An 18685-nucleotide genomic window follows, 5' to 3' on the forward strand; every position below is an offset into this window, starting at 1 on the left:
CCTTTCTAGACTACACTCCATGTTACTATTCGGAAGATGGAAGTGCTAGTACAAACTATTCATAATTCAACTTCATCGTAATAAATTTTAAATCGGTCATTTCTTCCACTGCATACTTAATGCCTTCTTTACCGTAGCCGCTCATTTTGACGCCCCCATACGGCATATTGTCTACACGGAATGTCGGAATATCGTTAATGATTACCGCGCCTGCTTCAATCTCTTCAGCGGCTTTCATCGCATCTGTTAATACATTTGTGTAAATACCCGCATTTAACGCAAGCTCCGATTCATTTACAAAAGCAATTGCTTCGTCCAGCGTATCATATGGCACAATGGATACAATCGGTGCAAAAGTCTCTTGGCAAACAATTTTCATATCGGGCTTCACATTCGTCATGACAGTTGGGGAGCAAGTACGCTCTGTAAATTCAGCTCCCGTTGCAACCGTTGCACCTTGCTGTTTCGCCTCTTCAATCCAGTTTTTTATACGGCTAACTTCATCCGGATGAATCATTGCACTCACATCCGTTTTTTCATCATGCGGATCCCCTACAATCAATTTCTTAGTCTCTTCAACAAATAATTTTGTAAATGCGTCATAAATTGAAGTATGAACATAAATACGTTGCAATGAAATACATACTTGTCCGGCAAATCCAAAAGCGCCGCCAACACCACGCTTCATAATTTTTTCAAGCGGTGTTGAAGGTTCTACAATGAGTGCCGCATTTGAACCAAGCTCTAATGTAATTTTTCGCAAGCCGATTTTTTCTTTAATTTTTAGGCCTACCGCACCACTACCTGTAAATGTCACTTTTTTTACAAGTGGATGTGTGACAAGTGTTTCGCTCAATTCCCCACCACTGCCAGTTACAATTTGCAATGCGCCATCCGGTAAACCTGCTTCTTTGAAAATTTCAGCCATTACAAGTGCACTTAACGGGGTTTGGGATGCAGGCTTTAATACAACTGTATTCCCTACAGCAAAGGCTGGACCTAATTTATGGGCTACGAGATTAAATGGAAAATTAAACGGTGTAATCGCAGAAACTACGCCTAATGGAACTCGTTTTGTATAACCGATACGGTCTTTTACACCTGGTGCTGCATCCATCGGAATCGTTTCGCCTGTACTTTGTTTTGCCGCTTCTGCTGCAAATTGATAAGTCGCAATCGTACGGTCTATTTCGGCAATACCTGCTGATATCGGTTTTGCCGCTTCATCCGCCAATATTTTTGCAAGTTCTTGTTTACGTTCCCGCATGATCGTCACAACTTTGTATAAAATTTCCGCACGTTCATACGCAGTCGTTTTTTTGAATGACTGGAATGTTTGATGTGCGCCTTCAATTGCACGCTCCACGTCCGCTGCTGTCGCTTTTGCTACATTTGCAAGGACTTCTCCCGTATAAGGTGCTGTTAACTCAGTCGTTTCATTCGTACTTTCCCATTGGCCATTAATCCATAATTTTGTCTGTTTCATTTAATTCACTCCTCACTATTGTTTACCCAAACTAAAAAAATATATCGAGAATATCGAATGCTAATAAAAATGGAATATCACCTATATAATCGCTCATCGCAAGAGCCTGCATAAATAATAAACTATCGTTGAAATCGGATAACATATCATTTTCGATGAAACTTTTCAGCACATACTGGGCAGCGGTCATTAAAGCATACGCCTGCATATCCATAAACATCGGAAGCTTGACGAGTGACCGTTCCATTTCTACAATTTCACCGACAACTTCTGATGTAGCTCCCGCTAAAGCTAGCAAAGCTAGATATGGATAAAACCTTTTCTTCACTTTCACGCCATTATTGATAAATGACTGCTTCATCGCAACTACATAATCAACCAATACAGGCTGAAATTCCTCATCATACAATGGCAATAGCTGTGTCATTGCCTGTAGGGCATCTCCATTTTTAAACCCTTTACCGTGTAAAGCATCATAGTATTTCCGCATTGTTTCAGCGAGTTTAACCGGGTCACTTTGCTTCTTCATCAGTAAAACTGCATATGGGATATCATCTTTACCCGTCAGGAAGAAATGATACCTTTTCATTTCATCATGTAAGATTTTTGCTTTTTTTGCATGTGCTTCATCCATTAAAAATAGGGCTGCAATTCGTTGATAGCCACTGCTTTTAAACCCTGCATTCAATAGCGCCTTTTCATTTAATCTTACTCGCTGAAGCTCCTGTTCAGGCTGCGGATGCAATACGAAATGGGCTAACATTTTATACGTTAAAACCGATTTATTCGACGGCGTAGAGAAAAACTCGAGGAAGGATTGCTTGGACTTTTGACTATGTATATCTTTTACTTTTTTCTCAAATAAAGGGCCATTAAATGTTTCACGTGAAAATGTAAATTGGACAGCTAACGGTATTCGGGCATTGCTTTGAACATCCGCTCCGAAAAATAGCTCCATCCGCTCATTATTGTTTTTAAGTAATTGTATAAAGGCTGTTTGATCCATCAGTTCACACTCCTACTTATAATTATACGCCTAAATTTTTGAAGTGAAAAAATTTTGCCTTTCCCCATAACAAAAAGAGAATGCTGTTTGTCGAACCAGCATTCCCTTTTTCAACGTTATACTTGAAGCTCATCAAGCTCTTCTTTTGTGAAGGCCCTTGATCTAGATAAAAAGCGCTTCCCTTCGACGCCTTCCAACGAAAACATTCCACCACGTCCATCGACGACATCAATAATAATCTGTGTATGCTTCCAATAATCATATTGGTTTTTGTGCATATAAAACGGACTTCCGCCAATATGACCAAGCAATATATCCTGGTTGCCGATAATTAAATCGCCATCAGGATAACACATTGGGGACGAACCATCACAGCAGCCTCCGGATTGATGGAACATAACCGGTCCGTGGCGTTCTTTCAACTTCTCGATTAATTGCAGTGCTGCATCGGTTGCTATAACACGTTCAACCAAATTTTGCACCCCCTCTCTTAGAAGAAGCCTAAGCGGTTTTCATCATAGCTTACTAAAAGGTTTTTCGTTTGTTGATAGTGGCTTAACATCATTTTATGGTTTTCGCGTCCTACACCACTCATCTTGTAGCCGCCAAACGCCGCATGTGCCGGATATGCATGGTAGCAGTTCGTCCATACACGTCCTGCCTGAATGCCGCGGCCGAAGCGGTAAGCGGTATTCATATCACGTGTCCAAACACCTGATCCCAATCCGTATAATGTATCATTTGCGATTTCCAAAGCTTCTTCTTTCGTTTTAAATGTTGTTACAGCAACAACCGGACCGAAGATTTCCTCTTGGAAAATACGCATTTTATTATGACCTTTAAATACAGTCGGTTTAATATAGTAGCCTTCTGCATAGTCGCCGCCTAAATCATTTTTCTCGCCGCCGATTAAGCATTCCGCGCCCTCTTCTTTACCGATTTGTAAATAAGATTGGATTTTCTCCATTTGTTCTGATGATGCTTGAGCACCCATCATTGTATCTGTATCTAAAGGGTTACCTGTTTTAATTGCTTCTACACGCTTTAATACGCGCTCCATAAATTTCTCGTAAATCGACTCCTGAATAAGTGCACGAGAAGGACATGTACATACTTCGCCTTGGTTTAAAGCAAATAATACGAAGCCTTCCACTGCTTTATCCAAGAATGCATCGTCTGCATCCATAATATCTTCAAAGAAAATGTTCGGTGATTTACCGCCCAATTCAAGAGTAACCGGAATTAGATTTTGTGATGCATATTGCATAATAAGGCGACCTGTCGTCGTCTCACCGGTAAACGCAATTTTACCAATGCGCGGATTTGAAGCTAACGGCTTTCCTGCTTCTAAACCGAAGCCATTCACAACATTCAGCACACCTGGCGGGAGTAAATCTTCAATCAGCTCAACAAGCACTAAAATGGATGCTGGTGTTTGCTCAGCCGGCTTTAATACGACACAGTTTCCTGCAGCTAAAGCAGGTGCCAATTTCCAGACAGCCATCAATAACGGGAAGTTCCATGGAATAATTTGCCCAACTACACCGATCGGCTCATGGAAGTGATATGCCACTGTATTTTCATCAATCTGACTAAGAGACCCTTCCTGTGCGCGTAAAGCACCCGCAAAGTAGCGGAAGTGATCAATGCCCAAAGGTAAATCTGCATTCAATGTTTCACGTACTGCCTTACCGTTATCCCATGTTTCTGCAACGGCCAGCATTTCTAAATTTTGTTCCATACGATCTGCAATTTTAAGTAAAATATTCGAGCGCTCAGTTGCTGATGTCTTACCCCAGGCATCCTTTGCTGCATGTGCTGCATCTAAAGCAAGCTCGATATCTTCTTCCGTAGAACGCGCCACTTGGGTAAATACTTTACCAGTTACAGGGGTAATATTGTCGAAGTACTCCCCTTTTACTGGCGGTGTCCATTTACCACCGATAAAGTTGTCGTAACGCTCCTTGAAATTTACTAATGCGCCATCCGTGTTTGGATTTTGATACACTGCTGCCATTGAAATCTCTCCCCTTTGCACAAATTATGGTGACCATACCTTCTCGTTAAAAGGAGTGCTGAAATTCATGCTGTAAAGCTCACTCTTCTGTGAGAGGTATCTTCATCTATTATATTGTCAGAAAAGTGGAATCATTTCAAATATTAAACTACAATTTTCTGATTATTTTATTATTCTCTACTCTGTTATACTGAAAATGAAGAGAATACTATAATAAAAATGTATAAAATGGGTAAATTCCAGTAAAGATAAGTTTGTTCATTATATAATCAAGCGTCATTTTGAACGAAGTATTACAAAATTACAGATAAACTCATGTATACTGAAGATATTCTATTAGTAGGTGAAAAATTATGAGAATCAATAAATTTTTAGCAGAAACAGGCATCGTGTCCCGTCGCGGTGCAGATAAATGGGTAGAAGACGGCCGTGTAAAAATTAATGGGGTTGTTGCGACAAACGGCAGCCAAGTTGAAACAGGCGATGAAGTATTAGTTGATGGCAAGCCTGTAAAAAGACAGGAAGAATTAGTCTACATTGTACTGAACAAGCCTGTTGGAATTACGAGTACAACGGAAAAGCATATCGAAGGAAATGTTGTGGATTTTATAAACCACCCGCTCCGTATTTTCCATATCGGACGACTGGATAAGGATTCAGAAGGATTACTGCTTCTTACGAATGATGGAGATATCGTCAACGAAATTTTACGAGCAGAAAACCACCATGAAAAGGAATATGTTGTGCAGGTAGACAAGCCGATTACCGATCAATTTATTCGTGACATGAGCTCGGGCGTGGAAATTTTAGATACAACGACATTACCTTGCCGAGTAGAAAAGGTTTCCTCAAAAGTATTTAAAATTATTTTAGAGCAAGGATTAAATCGTCAAATTCGCCGTATGTGTTCTGCTCTTGGCTATTCTGTACAGCGATTACAGCGCATTCGTATTATGAATATTCATATCGGGAATTTAAAAGTCGGACAGTGGCGTGACCTTACAGATAAAGAAAGAAATGAACTGTTCCAATTACTGAGCTACACACCAAAGCAATAAGGAATGTTCTCCTATTGTGAACATTCCTTTATATGCAAAGGGGGTATCATCATGCTGACAATTAAACCAACTGAAAACTTAACAGGATTAACGGTAAGTGGAGATTATTGGGATTTAGATGATATTATTCATGCAATTTATGAAGTGATTGGGGAAGAAAAGCGCTACTTTCATTATGAGGGTGTAAGACAGCGCTTATTATCATTTTGTTTGAAAATGCGCCAGGCTTCCAAAGGTGAACACCATATTGATTTCGTGCCAAATGGTATGAATAAAGAGACGAAAAAGAAAATGAATGCCATTATCCCTGAGCGAAATATTTATTACGGGGTAAATTTTTTATTACCTGAGCTTGTTTTTGCAGCACTGGCATTAAATGATTTCATTTCTCTTTATAAACAGACTATTAATAATTCAGAGTGGAGCATCGCTGTTACATCGGTTCGTAAATTCCAAGCACTTGTTGCTGACGCGATCGCCTCTTTCATGACAAAGGAGCATTACGCAGCATTTTTAACGAGGCTTCATACAAAATCACCTTTGTTCCATCAGTATGCAACACAGTATGTTGATATTTTAAATTTGGAGTATTTATCATTAACTAAAGAGGAACGTGCAACACATATTACATCGTTTGCTTTACGCTTTTTAACAGAGGATGAGACGTATAAAGTACTCATTCAGCAGCTTTTAGGGGTGACAAGTATTTCAAAGCAATCTTTCCATGAAGTCGAGCTTACATTTAAATATCCAGAAGAGGATACAATCGTTTGGTAGCCTTTGTAGGGGCCTATAAAGATACCGCATCTAAAACCAAAACCACCATTTCCCTTTGAGAGGAAAATGGTGGTTTTTTGCTGTAACCCGTCTCTTATTGTTTCTCTTCACTTTTCCCAGGGAAGAAACTGCTTCTTTCCCCATCCTAATTTATAATCCGCCTAAATAAGCGGCTCTTACTTCATCGCTTTCCTGTAGTTCTTTTGCTGAACCTGTCAGTACGATTTTGCCTGTTTCCAAAACATAGGCACGGTGGGCAACGGATAATGCCATATGTGCATTTTGCTCTACAAGCAGTACGGTCACGCCTTCTTTGTTGACCATTTCGATAATGTTGAAGATGTTTTTTACCATGAGCGGAGCAAGACCCATTGATGGCTCATCCATGATAATCAGCTTTGGCTTAGCCATTAGAGCCCGGCCCATCGCAAGCATCTGCTGTTCACCGCCTGACAACGTACCTGAAAGCTGCTTGCGTCGTTCTAACAGACGAGGGAATAATTCAAATACATGATTTAAATCCTTTTTTATAGCCTCTTTGTCATTTCGTAAATAGGCACCCAATTCCAGATTTTCTTCCACTGTCATATTTGAGAATACACGACGACCTTCAGGTACATGTGAGATTCCTGCCTTTACAATCGATTGTGCCGGCTTTCCATCAATTGCCGCACCTAAATATTCAATTGAACCGCGCTTTGGTTTCAGTAAACCTGAAATTGTTTTTAGTAATGTGCTTTTCCCTGCTCCATTGGCACCAATCAGTGTAACAATTTCACCTTCTTTTACTTCGAGGGAGATTCCTTTTAATGCTTGGATATTACCATAGAAAACATCGATATCATTGATTATTAGCATATTATTCTGTAACCTCCTCACCTAAGTACGCTTCAATTACTTTAGGGTTTGAACGTATTTCTTCAGGTGTCCCATCAGCAATTAATTGTCCGTGGTCAAGCACGTAAATCCGTTCGCAAATACCCATAACTAAGTTCATATCATGTTCGATTAATAAAATTGTTAAATCAAATTCTTTCCGAATGAAGGCGATAAGCTCCATTAAATCATGTGTTTCCTTTGCATTCATTCCGGCTGCAGGCTCATCCAGCAATAATAGCTTTGGTGCAGCAGCCAATGCCCGGGCAATTTCCAGGCGACGCTGCATTCCGTAAGGCAAGTTTTTCGCAAGCTCATCCCGGTATACATCAAGTCCAAAAATTTTCAAGAATGCCAAGGACTCCTGTTCCATTTTCTCTTCGCCACTAAAGTGACTCGGTAAACGGAAAATGCTTGAAACTAAATTATGTTTTGCCAATCCATGGTTAGCGACCTTTACATTATCCAGTACAGATAACTCTTTAAATAGGCGAATATTTTGGAATGTCCGGCTAATACCTTGGCGTGTCACCTTATATGGATCCAGGCCGCCAATTGCTTTTCCGTTGAATAGAATTGTCCCTTCCGTTGGTGTATATACCCCTGTCAGCATATTAAATGTGGTTGTTTTCCCTGCGCCATTCGGGCCGATTAAACCTATCAACTCTCCTTGATTCAAATGCATTTCTACATTTTGAACAGCCTTTAAACCCCCAAACTGAATACCTAGCTTTTCTACTTTTAGAAGTGCACTGCTCATACGCGAGTACCTCCTTTTTTACCAAACTTGAAGTATGCTGTGATTTCTTTTGAACCTAATAAACCTGTAGGTCGATAAAGCATAACTAATATTAAAATCAGTGAGTAAATGATCATCCGCGTTTCCGGGAAGTCCTGTAAATACGTAGAAACGAATGTTAGCAATACCGCAGCAATTACAGAACCGGATAAGCTGCCCAAACCGCCCAATACGACGAATATTAAAATATCAAATGACTTTAAAAACCCGAATGCTGTCGGCTGAATAATATAATAGTTATGTGCATAGATAGCACCCGCCACTCCAGCGAAGAACGAACCGATTGCAAATGCGACAACTTTGTAATAGGTTGTGTTAATGCCCATTGCGTCAGCCGCAATTTCATCTTCACGTATGGAAATACACGCACGACCATGCCGTGAATTCGTAAAGTTCGAGATGACGAGAATTGTAATGAATGTCGCAAAAAATGCATATGTCCATGTTGACTGATGGGCAACTTGCAAGCCTGCTGCACCACCTACATAGTCCGTATTCACAAATACAATTCGAATAATTTCAGCAAACCCTAGCGTAGCAATCGCCAAGTAGTCGCCTTTTAAACGAAGTGAAGGAATTCCTACAAGCAATCCGGCAAGTGCTGCGACAATAGCGCCAATTAAAATGGCTGTGATAAATGGCATGCCAAATTTCATTGTACAAATAGCCGATATGTAAGCTCCGACAGCCAGGAAACCTGCATGCCCTATTGAGAACTGACCTGTAACCCCGATAATGACATGTAAACTTACCGCCAAAATAACATTAATACACATTGCGATGAACATGTTTTGATAGTAGAACTGGATAACACCGTTGGAAATCAATAATTGAACAACTGCATAAATCACAAGTGCTAGGACGGCATAACCCCAAAAGATTTTCGATTTTTTCATGCTGTTCACCTACACTTTCTCGCGCGTATTTTTACCGAAAATACCCGCTGGACGTAATATTAGAATTAAAATCAGGATGACAAATGCGGCTGCATCTCGCCATAATGAATATCCGAGTGCCGAAACAACTGTTTCAACAACCCCTAGTACAAGACCGCCTACCATTGCTCCCGGAATAATACCAATACCACCTAAAACAGCGGCAATGAATGCTTTAATACCAGGCATAATCCCCATTAGCGGATCGATACGTGTATAGTAAATACCAAAAATTACGCCCGCAGCTCCTGCCAGTGCAGAACCAATTGCGAATGTGGCTGAAATTGTATTATCTACGTTAATGCCCATTAAGCGAGCTGCATCTGCATCATGGGATACGGCGCGCATCGCCTTACCGATTTTTGTTTTATGAACAATGAATTGTAATAAGATCATTAAGAAAATCGAAACAGATAAGATGAATATCGCCAGTGTACTGATCTGTGCACCGAAAATTTCAATATTCTTCGTTGTAAATACATTCGGATACGCCTCTGGAGAAGGGCCTCTAAAGAAAATTACCGTATACTCGATTAACAGTGAGACACCAATTGCCGTAATAAGGGCTGCGATCCGAGTTGCATTACGCAGTCGTTTATAAGCGACACGCTCGATTATTACTCCAATGACAGCACATAATATCATCGCGATAATAAGGGCTAAAAAGACATTCATTTCCCAACGTGCAATGGCATAAAAGCCGATAAAAGCACCAAGCATGAAAACATCACCATGGGCAAAGTTGATGAGCTTAATAATTCCGTATACCATCGTATAGCCTAGTGCGATTAGTGCATAAATACTACCTAGCGAAATACCATTCACTAATTGTTGGATCCATTCCATACAGTTCACTCCTTTTTTCTCTATTAATGTATGAAAAAAAAGGGAGGCTAGTTCCGCCCCCCTTACTCGTAAAAAATTAAGGATTAACTTTAGAGTTGAACTGTTGTTTGCCGTCTACGAATTCTAGAACTGTTGCTGATTTTACTGGGTTGTGGTTTTCGTCAACTGTGAAAGTACCTGTTACTAAGCTTAAATCTTTCGTTGCTGCAAGCTGCTTTTGAATTGCTTCGCCTGTAATGTCTCCATCTACACGCTTAATCGCATCAACGATAAAGTAAATCGAATCATAACCTAGTGCATGGAAAGCATTCGGTGATTTGCTGTACTCATCATTAAATGCTGTAACGAAGTCCTGAATCTTTGAATCCGGATCTTCAGATGAGTAGTGGTTAGTAATAAATGTATTATTTAACGCATCAGCACCCGCTAATTCAATTAGTGTTGGCGAGTCCCAACCATCAGCACCCATTAACGGAACGGTAATACCTAATTCACGTGCTTGTTTTACGATAATCCCTACTTCTTCATAGTAGCCAGGGATGAAAATGAAATCAGGATTTTTCCCTTTAATATTAGTTAATTGAGATTTAAAGTCTACGTCCTTTGCAACATACGCCTCTTCTGCGACTACCGAACCACCATTTGCAGAAATAGTTTCCTTAAATGATGCGGCTAAACCTTTTGCGTAATCTGAAGCATTATCCGCGAAAATTGCCACATTTTTAGCTTGTAGTTCATTTGTCGCAAAATTTGCTGCTACCGTCCCTTGGAATGGGTCGATGAAACAAGTACGGAATGCATATTCATTTACTGTTCCGTCATCGTTTACTGTTACATTTGGTGCAGTACCTGACCCTGTCACCATCGGAACTTTATGCTGACTTGCGATTTGTACTGTTGCAACGGAGTTCCCTGAAGTAGCCGGCGCTAACATTGCCACTACTTTTTCCTGTTCTGCTAATTTCATGGCAGCAGAAGTTGCTTCCGCAGTTTCTGATTTATTGTCGACTGGAATGTACTCCAGTTTTTTTCCATCTATACCGCCTGCTGCATTAATTTCTTCAATCGCCAATTTTGCTCCATCATTAATCGATGATCCGTATGAAGCTACAGCACCTGATAATTCTAAGTTGGCTCCGATTTTAATTGTGTCGCCTGCTGCATTACTGCCGCCACCACCTGATCCTGAAGAACTAGAGGTATCATCACCGCATCCAGCTAACACCCCTGTTAATAAAGCTGTTGCCATGAATAATGAACCATACTTTTTTGTCTTTTTGTGATTTGTCATCATCATTTCCCCCTTAGTCATACTACAAATGTTTGATATTTCTGATAATTATAACCAATACCCTACATTCGCACAATCTAAATTTCAATATTCAGAATAAATCTACGAGAATAATATAAACAATTATTCCAACTTCTGTATTGTAATCGAATACCAATTATTAGTCTAGTACGATTATTCTGTTAATTTTATGTATTTTAAATTTACAGTCTACTATTTTCTGATAATAAAAAACGCCGTTTATTTCTCCGGAATCCGAAAAACGACGATACGTTCATTTTCATTTTTTTCATGTCGTAATTTTATATCTAAATAGCAATGAAGTGACTGCTCTTGTTGTAAATAATCCATATAGTCAGGGGATGGATAATATAAAATAATATCTACCATGCGCGGATATGACATGATGGAGTCCATAACATGCTTTATAAACTCACGAAACACATGTATTGAGAAGGGGTTGAAGAAGAAAAAGACATTATCGTGCTTTGTAATTTCATATGTTTCGGCAATGATATTCAAAAATTGAATCGGTGCTTGCTTCTTCTTTACTTTTTTTAAATACTGCTCTGCATTATGCTCGGCTTCCGTAAAAAACTTCTGATCCATTTCAATACCTATAACGGGAATATGGAAGCGATGATATATATAAATAGGCACTCGCCCTTTCCCGCAGCCGATATCTAGAAAACGTGGATTAGCTGGCAGTTCGTAGCATTCGAATAATTGCTCCAGTCCGCTGTATGGTGTTGGTTCATAGCGATGGTACTTTGCTAATTTAGGAAAACCGTATTGATAACCGGTCGTTTGGATGTTTAGCATATGATCATATTGCTGTTCGTTCATTCGTTCACCTCACTAGTTTCAAAATTTTATGTTACTATAACGTTAATTTAAATTGAAGCTGTATTTAAGCTCATGTTCAAGTAACCACTGTTTTCTCCATAAACCGCCTGCATACCCTGTAAGTTTTCCATTTTGACCGATAACCCGGTGGCATGGAACGATAATACTTATGACATTTTTGCTATTTGTCATCCCAACAGCGCGGACCGCCTTTTCATTTGCAATTTGTTGGGCAATTTCTTTATAAGAAGCGGTTTTCCCGTAAGGAACGGTTGTTAATGCTTGCCATACTGATGTTTGAAACATTGTTCCCTGTAATTTATAAAGTACCGAAAAATCTTTACGTTGGCCTTTAAAATATTCTTCCAGTTCTATTCTGCAGTCTAATAAAAGCTGAGGGGTATCATTAGTTGGGAAGTTTAGAATTTCTTCTCGCTCTGCAAATAATACCGATGCTATAAAATGTTCGCTTCCTGCAATTTCAATAACACCTATTGGTGAAACATAATCTAATTTATACATCATATGCCTCCTTCCTTTCTCCAAATTTACTATAGCGTAATTTCTTTATTAAAAAAAGAACCTTTAATCCGACAATGATTAAAGGTTCTTCCTATTAACAATTATGCTTTGTTTAAACCTAAAGCTTTCGTTGTTGTTTCATGTACTTCTTTTAGAAGTTCTGTATTTTCAACTAAGTTTTCACCGTAAGATGGAATCATTTCCTTAATCTTAGGCTCCCAAGCTTTCATTTCTTCTGGGAAGCATTGGTTGATTACTTTTAACATAACAGATACAGCTGTAGAAGCACCTGGAGATGCACCTAATAATGCTGCAATAGAACCGTCATGTGCAGTTACAACTTCAGTACCGAATTGTAGTGTACCTTTACCAGCGTCTGTGTCCTTAATAACTTGAACACGTTGACCTGCAACACTGATTTCCCAGTCATCTGACTTAGCAGTAGGAATGAATTGACGTAATTCCTCCATACGTGCTTCTTTTGAAAGAACTAATTGAGAAACTAGATATTTGCTCAATGACATTTCTTTCACACCACAAGCAAGTAATGTCAATAAGTTATGTGGTTTAATTGAAGCAAATAAATCCATATTTGAACCTGTTTTTAAGAACTTCGGAGAGAAGCCTGCAAATGGTCCGAATAATAATGATTTTTTACCATCGATATAACGAGTATCCAAGTGTGGTACTGACATCGGTGGTGCACCAACCGCTGCTTTACCATATACTTTCGCATGGTGTTGGTTCACTACTTCTTCATTGTTACAAACTAAGAATAAACCAGAGATCGGGAATCCACCGATATGTTTTGATTCAGGGATACCAGATTTTTGTAGTAACTCAAGGCTACCACCACCAGCTCCAAGGAATACAAATTTCGCAGTGTGATATTCAACTTTACTGTTTTCTTTGTTATGAACTTTTACTTCCCAAGAACCATCTTTTAAACGTTTAACATCTAAAACATTATGGTTGTAGTTTACATCTACATCTTGCTTTTGTAAGTTCGAGATTAACGTACGAGTTAACGCCCCGAAGTTAACATCCGTACCAGAATCGATTTTTGTTGCAGCAATTGGTTCACTTGAAGTACGTTCATTCATAATTAAAGGAATCCATTGTTTAAGTGTATCAGGATCATCTGAGAATTCCATACCTTCGAATAATGGGTTCGCTGTCATTGCTGCATGACGCTTTTTAAGATACTCGACATTGCTAGCACCTTGTACCATACTCATATGTGGCAGTGGCATAATGAATTCTTCCGGTTTCTCGATTTGCTTTGTGTTAACTAAGTGTGTCCAAAATTGTAGTGAATCTTGGAATTGTGTGTTAACGTTAATCGCTTTAGTAATATCGATTGTTCCGTCTTTTTTCTCGCTTGTGTAGTTAAGCTCACATAAAGCGGCATGCCCAGTTCCGGCATTGTTTAATTCGTGAGAGCTTTCTTCACCAGCTTTAGCTAAGTTCTCAAATACTTTGATCTTCCAATCCGGTGCTAATTCTTTAAGCATTGTACCTAAAGTAGCACTCATAATTCCGGCACCAATTAAGATAACGTCTGATTTGATATGCTTGTTACTCATTTTTACCTTCCCTTACATATATATTAAGATTTTTAGAATAATGTAAGCGCTCTATTCTATTATCGACAACCCTATATAGGAGACGATTCCATTGATTCTATATCATTTATTACCTTATTGTAGTGTAACACAATTGTGAAAAGATTAAAATATATACAAACTGCGACTTCGCCAGCAAGTGAAAAGGTTGTCCTTAGCGAGCAAAGGTAAAACATTTATGAGCATATTTTGCAGAAGCTTAAAATCATTTATTTATGTTTTCCTTATTTTCTAACAACTTTTTTCTAACTATTTCGTCTATTTTAAGTTATGCTACAATGAGAAGCCTCTACTTTTCATTAAATGGAATTTCTATTAATATCAACTTGAAATATCGGCAATATTTTGTAAGAATAGTAGGCATCGCTCTTTGCATAAACTATATTATAAGTACAGTTATCATAAGAAATACATGACAAATGTAAATAGTTCATAATTTAAATTAAAACTAAAATCAAATCTGAGTGAGATAAGGGGGATGTTTATGAAAATTTATACGGATAGTGGTTCTGACTTACCGAAATCATTTTTTGATAATGAAGAAGTACATCTTTTTCCGTTACGCGTATTAGTGAAGGGTGTTGAGTATGATGACATTATTGGCATCACAACTGACCAAGTATACGCGGCAATTGCTGAAGGTGAGCAACTTAAAACATCACAAGTTTCATTAGAAGTATTTATTAACGCTTTTGAGGAACTAGCAAAATCCGGTGAAGAAGGAGTTTATATTGCCTTTTCATCAGAACTGTCTGGTACATGCCAAACAGCAATTTTGGCAAAAAATCAAGTATTGGAAAGTTATCCGAACTTGAAATTAGAAGTTATTGATACGAAATGTGCTTCCTATGGTCAAGGCTTAGTAGTAAAAGAAGCCGTACGTTTAAATAAATTTGATATTGAGTTTAATGAAGCCGTTGAAAAACTTACAACAATGGCCAATTCAATGGAACATCTGTTTACAGTAGGCGATTTAAACCACTTAGCAAAAGGTGGCCGTGTTTCAAAAGCGAGTGCTTTTATGGGTGGATTACTTAATATTAAGCCTATTTTAAATATGGATGATGGCAAGCTTGTACCAATAGAAAAAACACGTGGATTTAAAAAGGCTACGCAACGTATGATTGCCCTTATGAAAGAACGTGGAGGAGACTTTTCGAATAAAGTTGTCGGTATTTCCCACAGTAATGATGAGGAATTAATGCTAGAAATAAAAGCCGCAATTGCAGACTCATTACACCCGAAAGCAATTGAAACCACAACAATTGGTGCGGTAATCGGTGCACATGTCGGTCGAGGAACAATTGCTATTTTCTTTACGGGACAATAAGTATACATTGTAAAAGCTGCCTAGAAAATTACTTTCTAGACAGCTTTTTTTACTTAAAAGAAAAAAAGCCCTGCAAGTGCAATACCGGTAATCGCTCCTAAAGCAATGCCATAACCAAATCCAGCCCCGCCAAAGCCCCAAAATCCAATACCATAACCATTTCTATCGGGCATAATCCATACTTGGCGATTATCGACTTGTGTAATCCTACCTACATGCAGATTACCTTGATTATCTGTAATCCTTACCCGCTTCCCCTGATATTTGCAGCATAAATCATACGCCTCTTTTGGATGCATCTATTTCACTCCTTTCCTTACTTTTTTCTACTATATGTTCAAGCAATTCGCACATACGAGCGCTTCGTCTAATTCATACACTAAGAAAAAGGAGAAAATTATGCCCATTCTGGATACAAAATTATTGTTTGAAAAAACGGAGCATCGTGAGCTGGCAGCCTATCCAATCATCCAATCCATTTTCCCTCGATTTCCACCTGAGGCCGTTCAATTTGAACTTTTACAGCAGGGGCTGCTTCAACATGAGGAACTCCGCTTAACATTGGATGTTTGGCAAATATCAAAAAGACTTTTAGAGGAATTAATACTTTTATGGAACGGTCCGGATATACCTGTTGCCATTTTGCCAATAAAAAACGGATTTGTAAAAAATGGTGTTGCCTACCCTTATGGCATTTGTTTGTATGTATCCCCTCGCGTCACAATAAAAGAACTTCATGCACTGTTTACCCATGAATATCATCATATTTGCAGGCGCAGGTTTTTAATAGAACCCCCTACATTACTTGATTCATTGCTTATGGAGGGACTGGCCGAGCATGCGGTGGAAAGCTTATATGGAGAGTATGCTTTAAGTTCATGGACGAAACGGTATTCCATGGAGGAAGTATTAAGTTATTGGGATACTCATTTCACCCAAGCATTGCATGTGTCAGGTTTGCATGAACATCAAGCCTTTTTATTCGGGGACTCGGCATTAAATTTACCCCCTTGGATTGGGTATTGTACCGGGTATCGATTAGTTGAAGCCTTTTTACAAAAGAAAGGTCCTTATGATGTAAAACAACTGCTCTCTATGCCTTCACTTTATTTATTAGAAGGTGCAGGATGGAAAAAGGGAGTAACCGAATAATTATTTACGGTTACTCCCTTACATATTATTTTTGAACGACTGGCTCCGGATATTCAAAGCCTTTCGTGTCAACTTCAACTGTTTTTATCTTTTGATCTTCCAGCGGTTTATCATTTTTCGCGCGTTCAGCAGCAACAATCTCATCAACTGTTTCCATTCCTTCAGTTACCTTGCCGAATGCTGCATAGTCACCATCCAAATGCGTGGCTTGCTCCGTCATTATAAAGAATTGTGAGCCTGCCGAGTCCGGATCTTGGGAACGAGCCATCGAGATTACACCTCGCTCGTGTGTTAACGTATTTTCAAATCCGTTTGAGGTAAATTCTCCTTTAATTGCATAATCAGGTCCACCCATACCTGTACCATCCGGGTCTCCACCTTGTATCATGAAACCGGGAATGACACGATGGAAAATTAGTCCATCATAAAACCCATTTTCTACAAGGGAGATAAAATTGGCCACTGTATTAGGAGCTGTTCTTGGCTCTAACTCAATAGCAATCTTTTCATCATTTTCCATTGTGATCGTAACAATTGGATTTTCTGTAACTTTTTCAGCATAATTTACAGTGGTTTCCTGTTCTTCGTTTTCCGCCGTTTCCTTACCACATGCAGCTAAAATGACGATTAGCACTGTAAATAAAACTATTTGATAAAACTTCTTCACTCAAATTCATCTCCTTTTCCAACATAATTCCATCATACTACGGAAGTATAAATAAGAGCATCAATTGGAAGCAGTGTTTTCAATAAAAAACACCTAATCCATTGCAACTGCAATGTTTTAGGTGTTGTAGAGAACGTTATTATTCAAATTTCCACAGGAAAGGAAATACTATGGTTTTAAAATAAATTTAATACTCTGATCTTCATGATCATGGAATTTCTTATAAGCTTCACTTGCCTCAGATAGCGGTACTTTATGGGTAATGATTTCAGTTGGATCAATCTTCCCTTCAGCAACCATATCATAAAGCATTTGACTGTAATGAATCGCTGGTGCCTGACCCATTTTCACGGTTACATTACGCTCAAAAATATTGCCTAGCGGGAACATATTGTATACTGAACCGTACACACCTGTCAGCTGGATGGTACCAAACTTTCGAACCGATTTTATACCAACATCAATTGCGCTCAGTGTCCCCCCCTGAAGTTTCAGCTTTTGCTGTGCCTTTTCTACAAGAGACATTTTCCCGTCCATACCCACACAGTCAATAACTACATCCGCTCCGCCATGGGTAATTTCATGTAGATGATTACCTACATCATCAAAATCATCGAAATTAAATATTTCTACATTGTTTGTGCGTTTCGCATGCTCTAAACGATAGCTTAAAGGGTCTACTACCATTACACGCTTCGCACCTTTCATCCATGCAAATTTCTGTACCATTAAGCCGATTGGTCCTGAACCTAGCACAATGACCGTATCGCCTTTTTTAACCCCCGCATTTTCTACACTCCAATAGGCAGTCGGCAATACATCAGATATAAACAGTAATGCCTCATCTTCTAGTTCACAGTTGTCTGGTACTTTAAATGGTATGAAGTTCCCGTACGGTACACGTAAATATTCCGCTTGTCCGCCCGGGAAGTCACCGTAGCGCTCAGTAAATCCAAAGTATGCACCCGAATCAATCGACGGATTTTCGTTTGCATTATCGCATTGGCTTTCCAACTGATTTTGACAATAAAAGCATTCGCCACAAGCGACATTAAAAGGAATTACAACACGATCCCCTTTTTTAACTTTCGTTACGTCAGGTCCGACTTCTTCCACGATTCCCATTGGTTCATGTCCAATTACAAAATCCTCCCTTGCTGGCATTGCCCCGCGGTAAATATGGAGATCTGACCCACAAATTGCCGTTGAGGTAATACGTACAATAATGTCATCTGGCTTTTCAATTTTTGCATCCGGAACTTCTTTTACTTCTACTTTTTTGGCACCTTGATACGTTACTGCTTTCAAAAAGACCCCTCCTGTTGGATAAAGTATTAGAATTAAACTTCGGTAAAGTAATTCTGTAGGTTATATACCCCCCAGCACAAAAAATATACATAAAACCAACTATTGCTTAGCCGATCGACGGACAGAAAAAACTGCTCCCCAATT

19 protein-coding genes are annotated in these 18685 nt (G+C 39.1%); 4 read left to right on the forward strand and 15 right to left on the reverse strand.

Translation table 11 applies throughout. From position 1 onward, the window contains the following. Positions 1–55: 55 nt before the first annotated feature. The 4 genes from M3166_RS16325 to adh form a co-directional block, all read right to left on the reverse strand. Positions 56–1486 (reverse strand): aldehyde dehydrogenase family protein, encoded by a 1431-nt coding sequence (locus M3166_RS16325; RefSeq protein ID WP_251690926.1) that lies wholly within the window; start codon positions 1484–1486, stop codon positions 56–58. A 31-nt stretch (positions 1487–1517) separates the two neighbouring features. Continuing rightward, positions 1518–2492 carry a DUF4003 family protein gene (locus tag M3166_RS16330; protein ID WP_251690928.1) on the reverse strand — a complete coding sequence of 325 codons (975 nt, stop codon included), beginning with the start codon at positions 2490–2492 and terminating at the stop codon, positions 1518–1520. Between the two features lie 116 nt (positions 2493–2608). After that, entirely contained in the window at positions 2609–2965 is a 357-nt protein-coding gene (locus tag M3166_RS16335; RefSeq protein WP_079523523.1) for a DUF779 domain-containing protein, read from the reverse strand. A gap of 17 nt (positions 2966–2982) precedes the next feature. Then, positions 2983–4509, reverse strand: a complete 1527-nt coding sequence (gene adh / locus M3166_RS16340) for an aldehyde dehydrogenase (protein ID WP_251690930.1) — start codon at positions 4507–4509, stop codon at positions 2983–2985. A 353-nt stretch (positions 4510–4862) separates the two neighbouring features. Between adh and rluF the strand changes: the two genes are divergently transcribed. Together rluF and M3166_RS16350 are read left to right on the forward strand one after the other, a co-directional pair. Further along, the gene (gene rluF, locus M3166_RS16345; protein ID WP_251690932.1) at positions 4863–5567 is read left to right on the forward strand and encodes a 23S rRNA pseudouridine(2604) synthase RluF; all 705 of its coding nucleotides are present in this window, start codon (positions 4863–4865) and stop codon (positions 5565–5567) included. Positions 5568–5618: 51 nt separating this feature from the next. Beyond that, positions 5619–6344: a DUF6904 family protein gene (locus M3166_RS16350; protein ID WP_251690934.1), complete on the forward strand. Its 726-nt coding sequence runs from the start codon at positions 5619–5621 to the stop codon at positions 6342–6344. 150 nt (positions 6345–6494) lie between these two features. Here the strand turns inward: M3166_RS16350 and M3166_RS16355 are convergent, their stop codons facing one another. The 8 genes from M3166_RS16355 to mqo all read right to left on the reverse strand — a co-directional run bounded on the left by M3166_RS16355 (position 6495) and on the right by mqo (position 14045). Continuing rightward, the gene (locus tag M3166_RS16355) at positions 6495–7202 is read right to left on the reverse strand and encodes an ABC transporter ATP-binding protein (RefSeq protein WP_251690936.1); all 708 of its coding nucleotides are present in this window, start codon (positions 7200–7202) and stop codon (positions 6495–6497) included. A 1-nt stretch (position 7203) separates the two neighbouring features. Beyond that, a complete protein-coding gene (locus tag M3166_RS16360) occupies positions 7204–7980 on the reverse strand; it encodes an ABC transporter ATP-binding protein (protein WP_251690938.1) in 777 nt (258 codons plus the stop codon). Continuing rightward, the gene (locus tag M3166_RS16365; protein WP_014822390.1) at positions 7977–8915 is read right to left on the reverse strand and encodes a branched-chain amino acid ABC transporter permease; all 939 of its coding nucleotides are present in this window, start codon (positions 8913–8915) and stop codon (positions 7977–7979) included. Before M3166_RS16365 ends, M3166_RS16360 begins: the two co-directional genes overlap by 4 nt. A gap of 9 nt (positions 8916–8924) precedes the next feature. After that, entirely contained in the window at positions 8925–9800 is an 876-nt protein-coding gene (locus M3166_RS16370; protein WP_251690940.1) for a branched-chain amino acid ABC transporter permease, read from the reverse strand. A gap of 76 nt (positions 9801–9876) precedes the next feature. Then, positions 9877–11091, reverse strand: coding sequence for an ABC transporter substrate-binding protein (locus M3166_RS16375; RefSeq protein WP_251690942.1), 1215 nt, complete (start codon positions 11089–11091; stop codon positions 9877–9879). Positions 11092–11331: 240 nt separating this feature from the next. Next, entirely contained in the window at positions 11332–11937 is a 606-nt protein-coding gene (locus M3166_RS16380; protein WP_251690944.1) for a class I SAM-dependent methyltransferase, read from the reverse strand. Between the two features lie 42 nt (positions 11938–11979). Next, positions 11980–12459 (reverse strand): methylated-DNA--[protein]-cysteine S-methyltransferase, encoded by a 480-nt coding sequence (locus M3166_RS16385; protein WP_251690946.1) that lies wholly within the window; start codon positions 12457–12459, stop codon positions 11980–11982. Positions 12460–12560: 101 nt separating this feature from the next. Continuing rightward, positions 12561–14045 (reverse strand): malate dehydrogenase (quinone), encoded by a 1485-nt coding sequence (gene mqo, locus M3166_RS16390; protein WP_251690948.1) that lies wholly within the window; start codon positions 14043–14045, stop codon positions 12561–12563. A gap of 523 nt (positions 14046–14568) precedes the next feature. Between mqo and M3166_RS16395 the strand changes: the two genes are divergently transcribed. Beyond that, entirely contained in the window at positions 14569–15414 is an 846-nt protein-coding gene (locus M3166_RS16395) for a DegV family protein (protein ID WP_251690950.1), read from the forward strand. Positions 15415–15467: 53 nt separating this feature from the next. On the opposite strand, the gene M3166_RS16400 is transcribed toward M3166_RS16395, so the two are convergent. Continuing rightward, positions 15468–15713 carry a hypothetical protein gene (locus M3166_RS16400; protein ID WP_251690952.1) on the reverse strand — a complete coding sequence of 82 codons (246 nt, stop codon included), beginning with the start codon at positions 15711–15713 and terminating at the stop codon, positions 15468–15470. 100 nt (positions 15714–15813) lie between these two features. Between M3166_RS16400 and M3166_RS16405 the strand changes: the two genes are divergently transcribed. Next, on the forward strand, positions 15814–16566 hold the full coding sequence (locus M3166_RS16405) for a DUF2268 domain-containing protein (RefSeq protein ID WP_251690953.1): 753 nt from the start codon (positions 15814–15816) through the stop codon (positions 16564–16566). 25 nt (positions 16567–16591) lie between these two features. On the opposite strand, the gene M3166_RS16410 is transcribed toward M3166_RS16405, so the two are convergent. Both M3166_RS16410 and M3166_RS16415 read right to left on the reverse strand, forming a co-directional pair. After that, complete coding sequence (locus tag M3166_RS16410; protein WP_251690955.1) at positions 16592–17233, reverse strand: peptidylprolyl isomerase; 642 nt, start codon at positions 17231–17233, stop codon at positions 16592–16594. Positions 17234–17401: 168 nt separating this feature from the next. Further along, positions 17402–18541 (reverse strand): zinc-dependent alcohol dehydrogenase, encoded by a 1140-nt coding sequence (locus M3166_RS16415; protein WP_251690956.1) that lies wholly within the window; start codon positions 18539–18541, stop codon positions 17402–17404. Positions 18542–18685: the final 144 nt, after the last annotated feature.

Source organism: Solibacillus isronensis (genome assembly GCF_023715405.1).
GTDB lineage: Bacteria > Bacillota > Bacilli > Bacillales_A > Planococcaceae > Solibacillus > Solibacillus isronensis_B.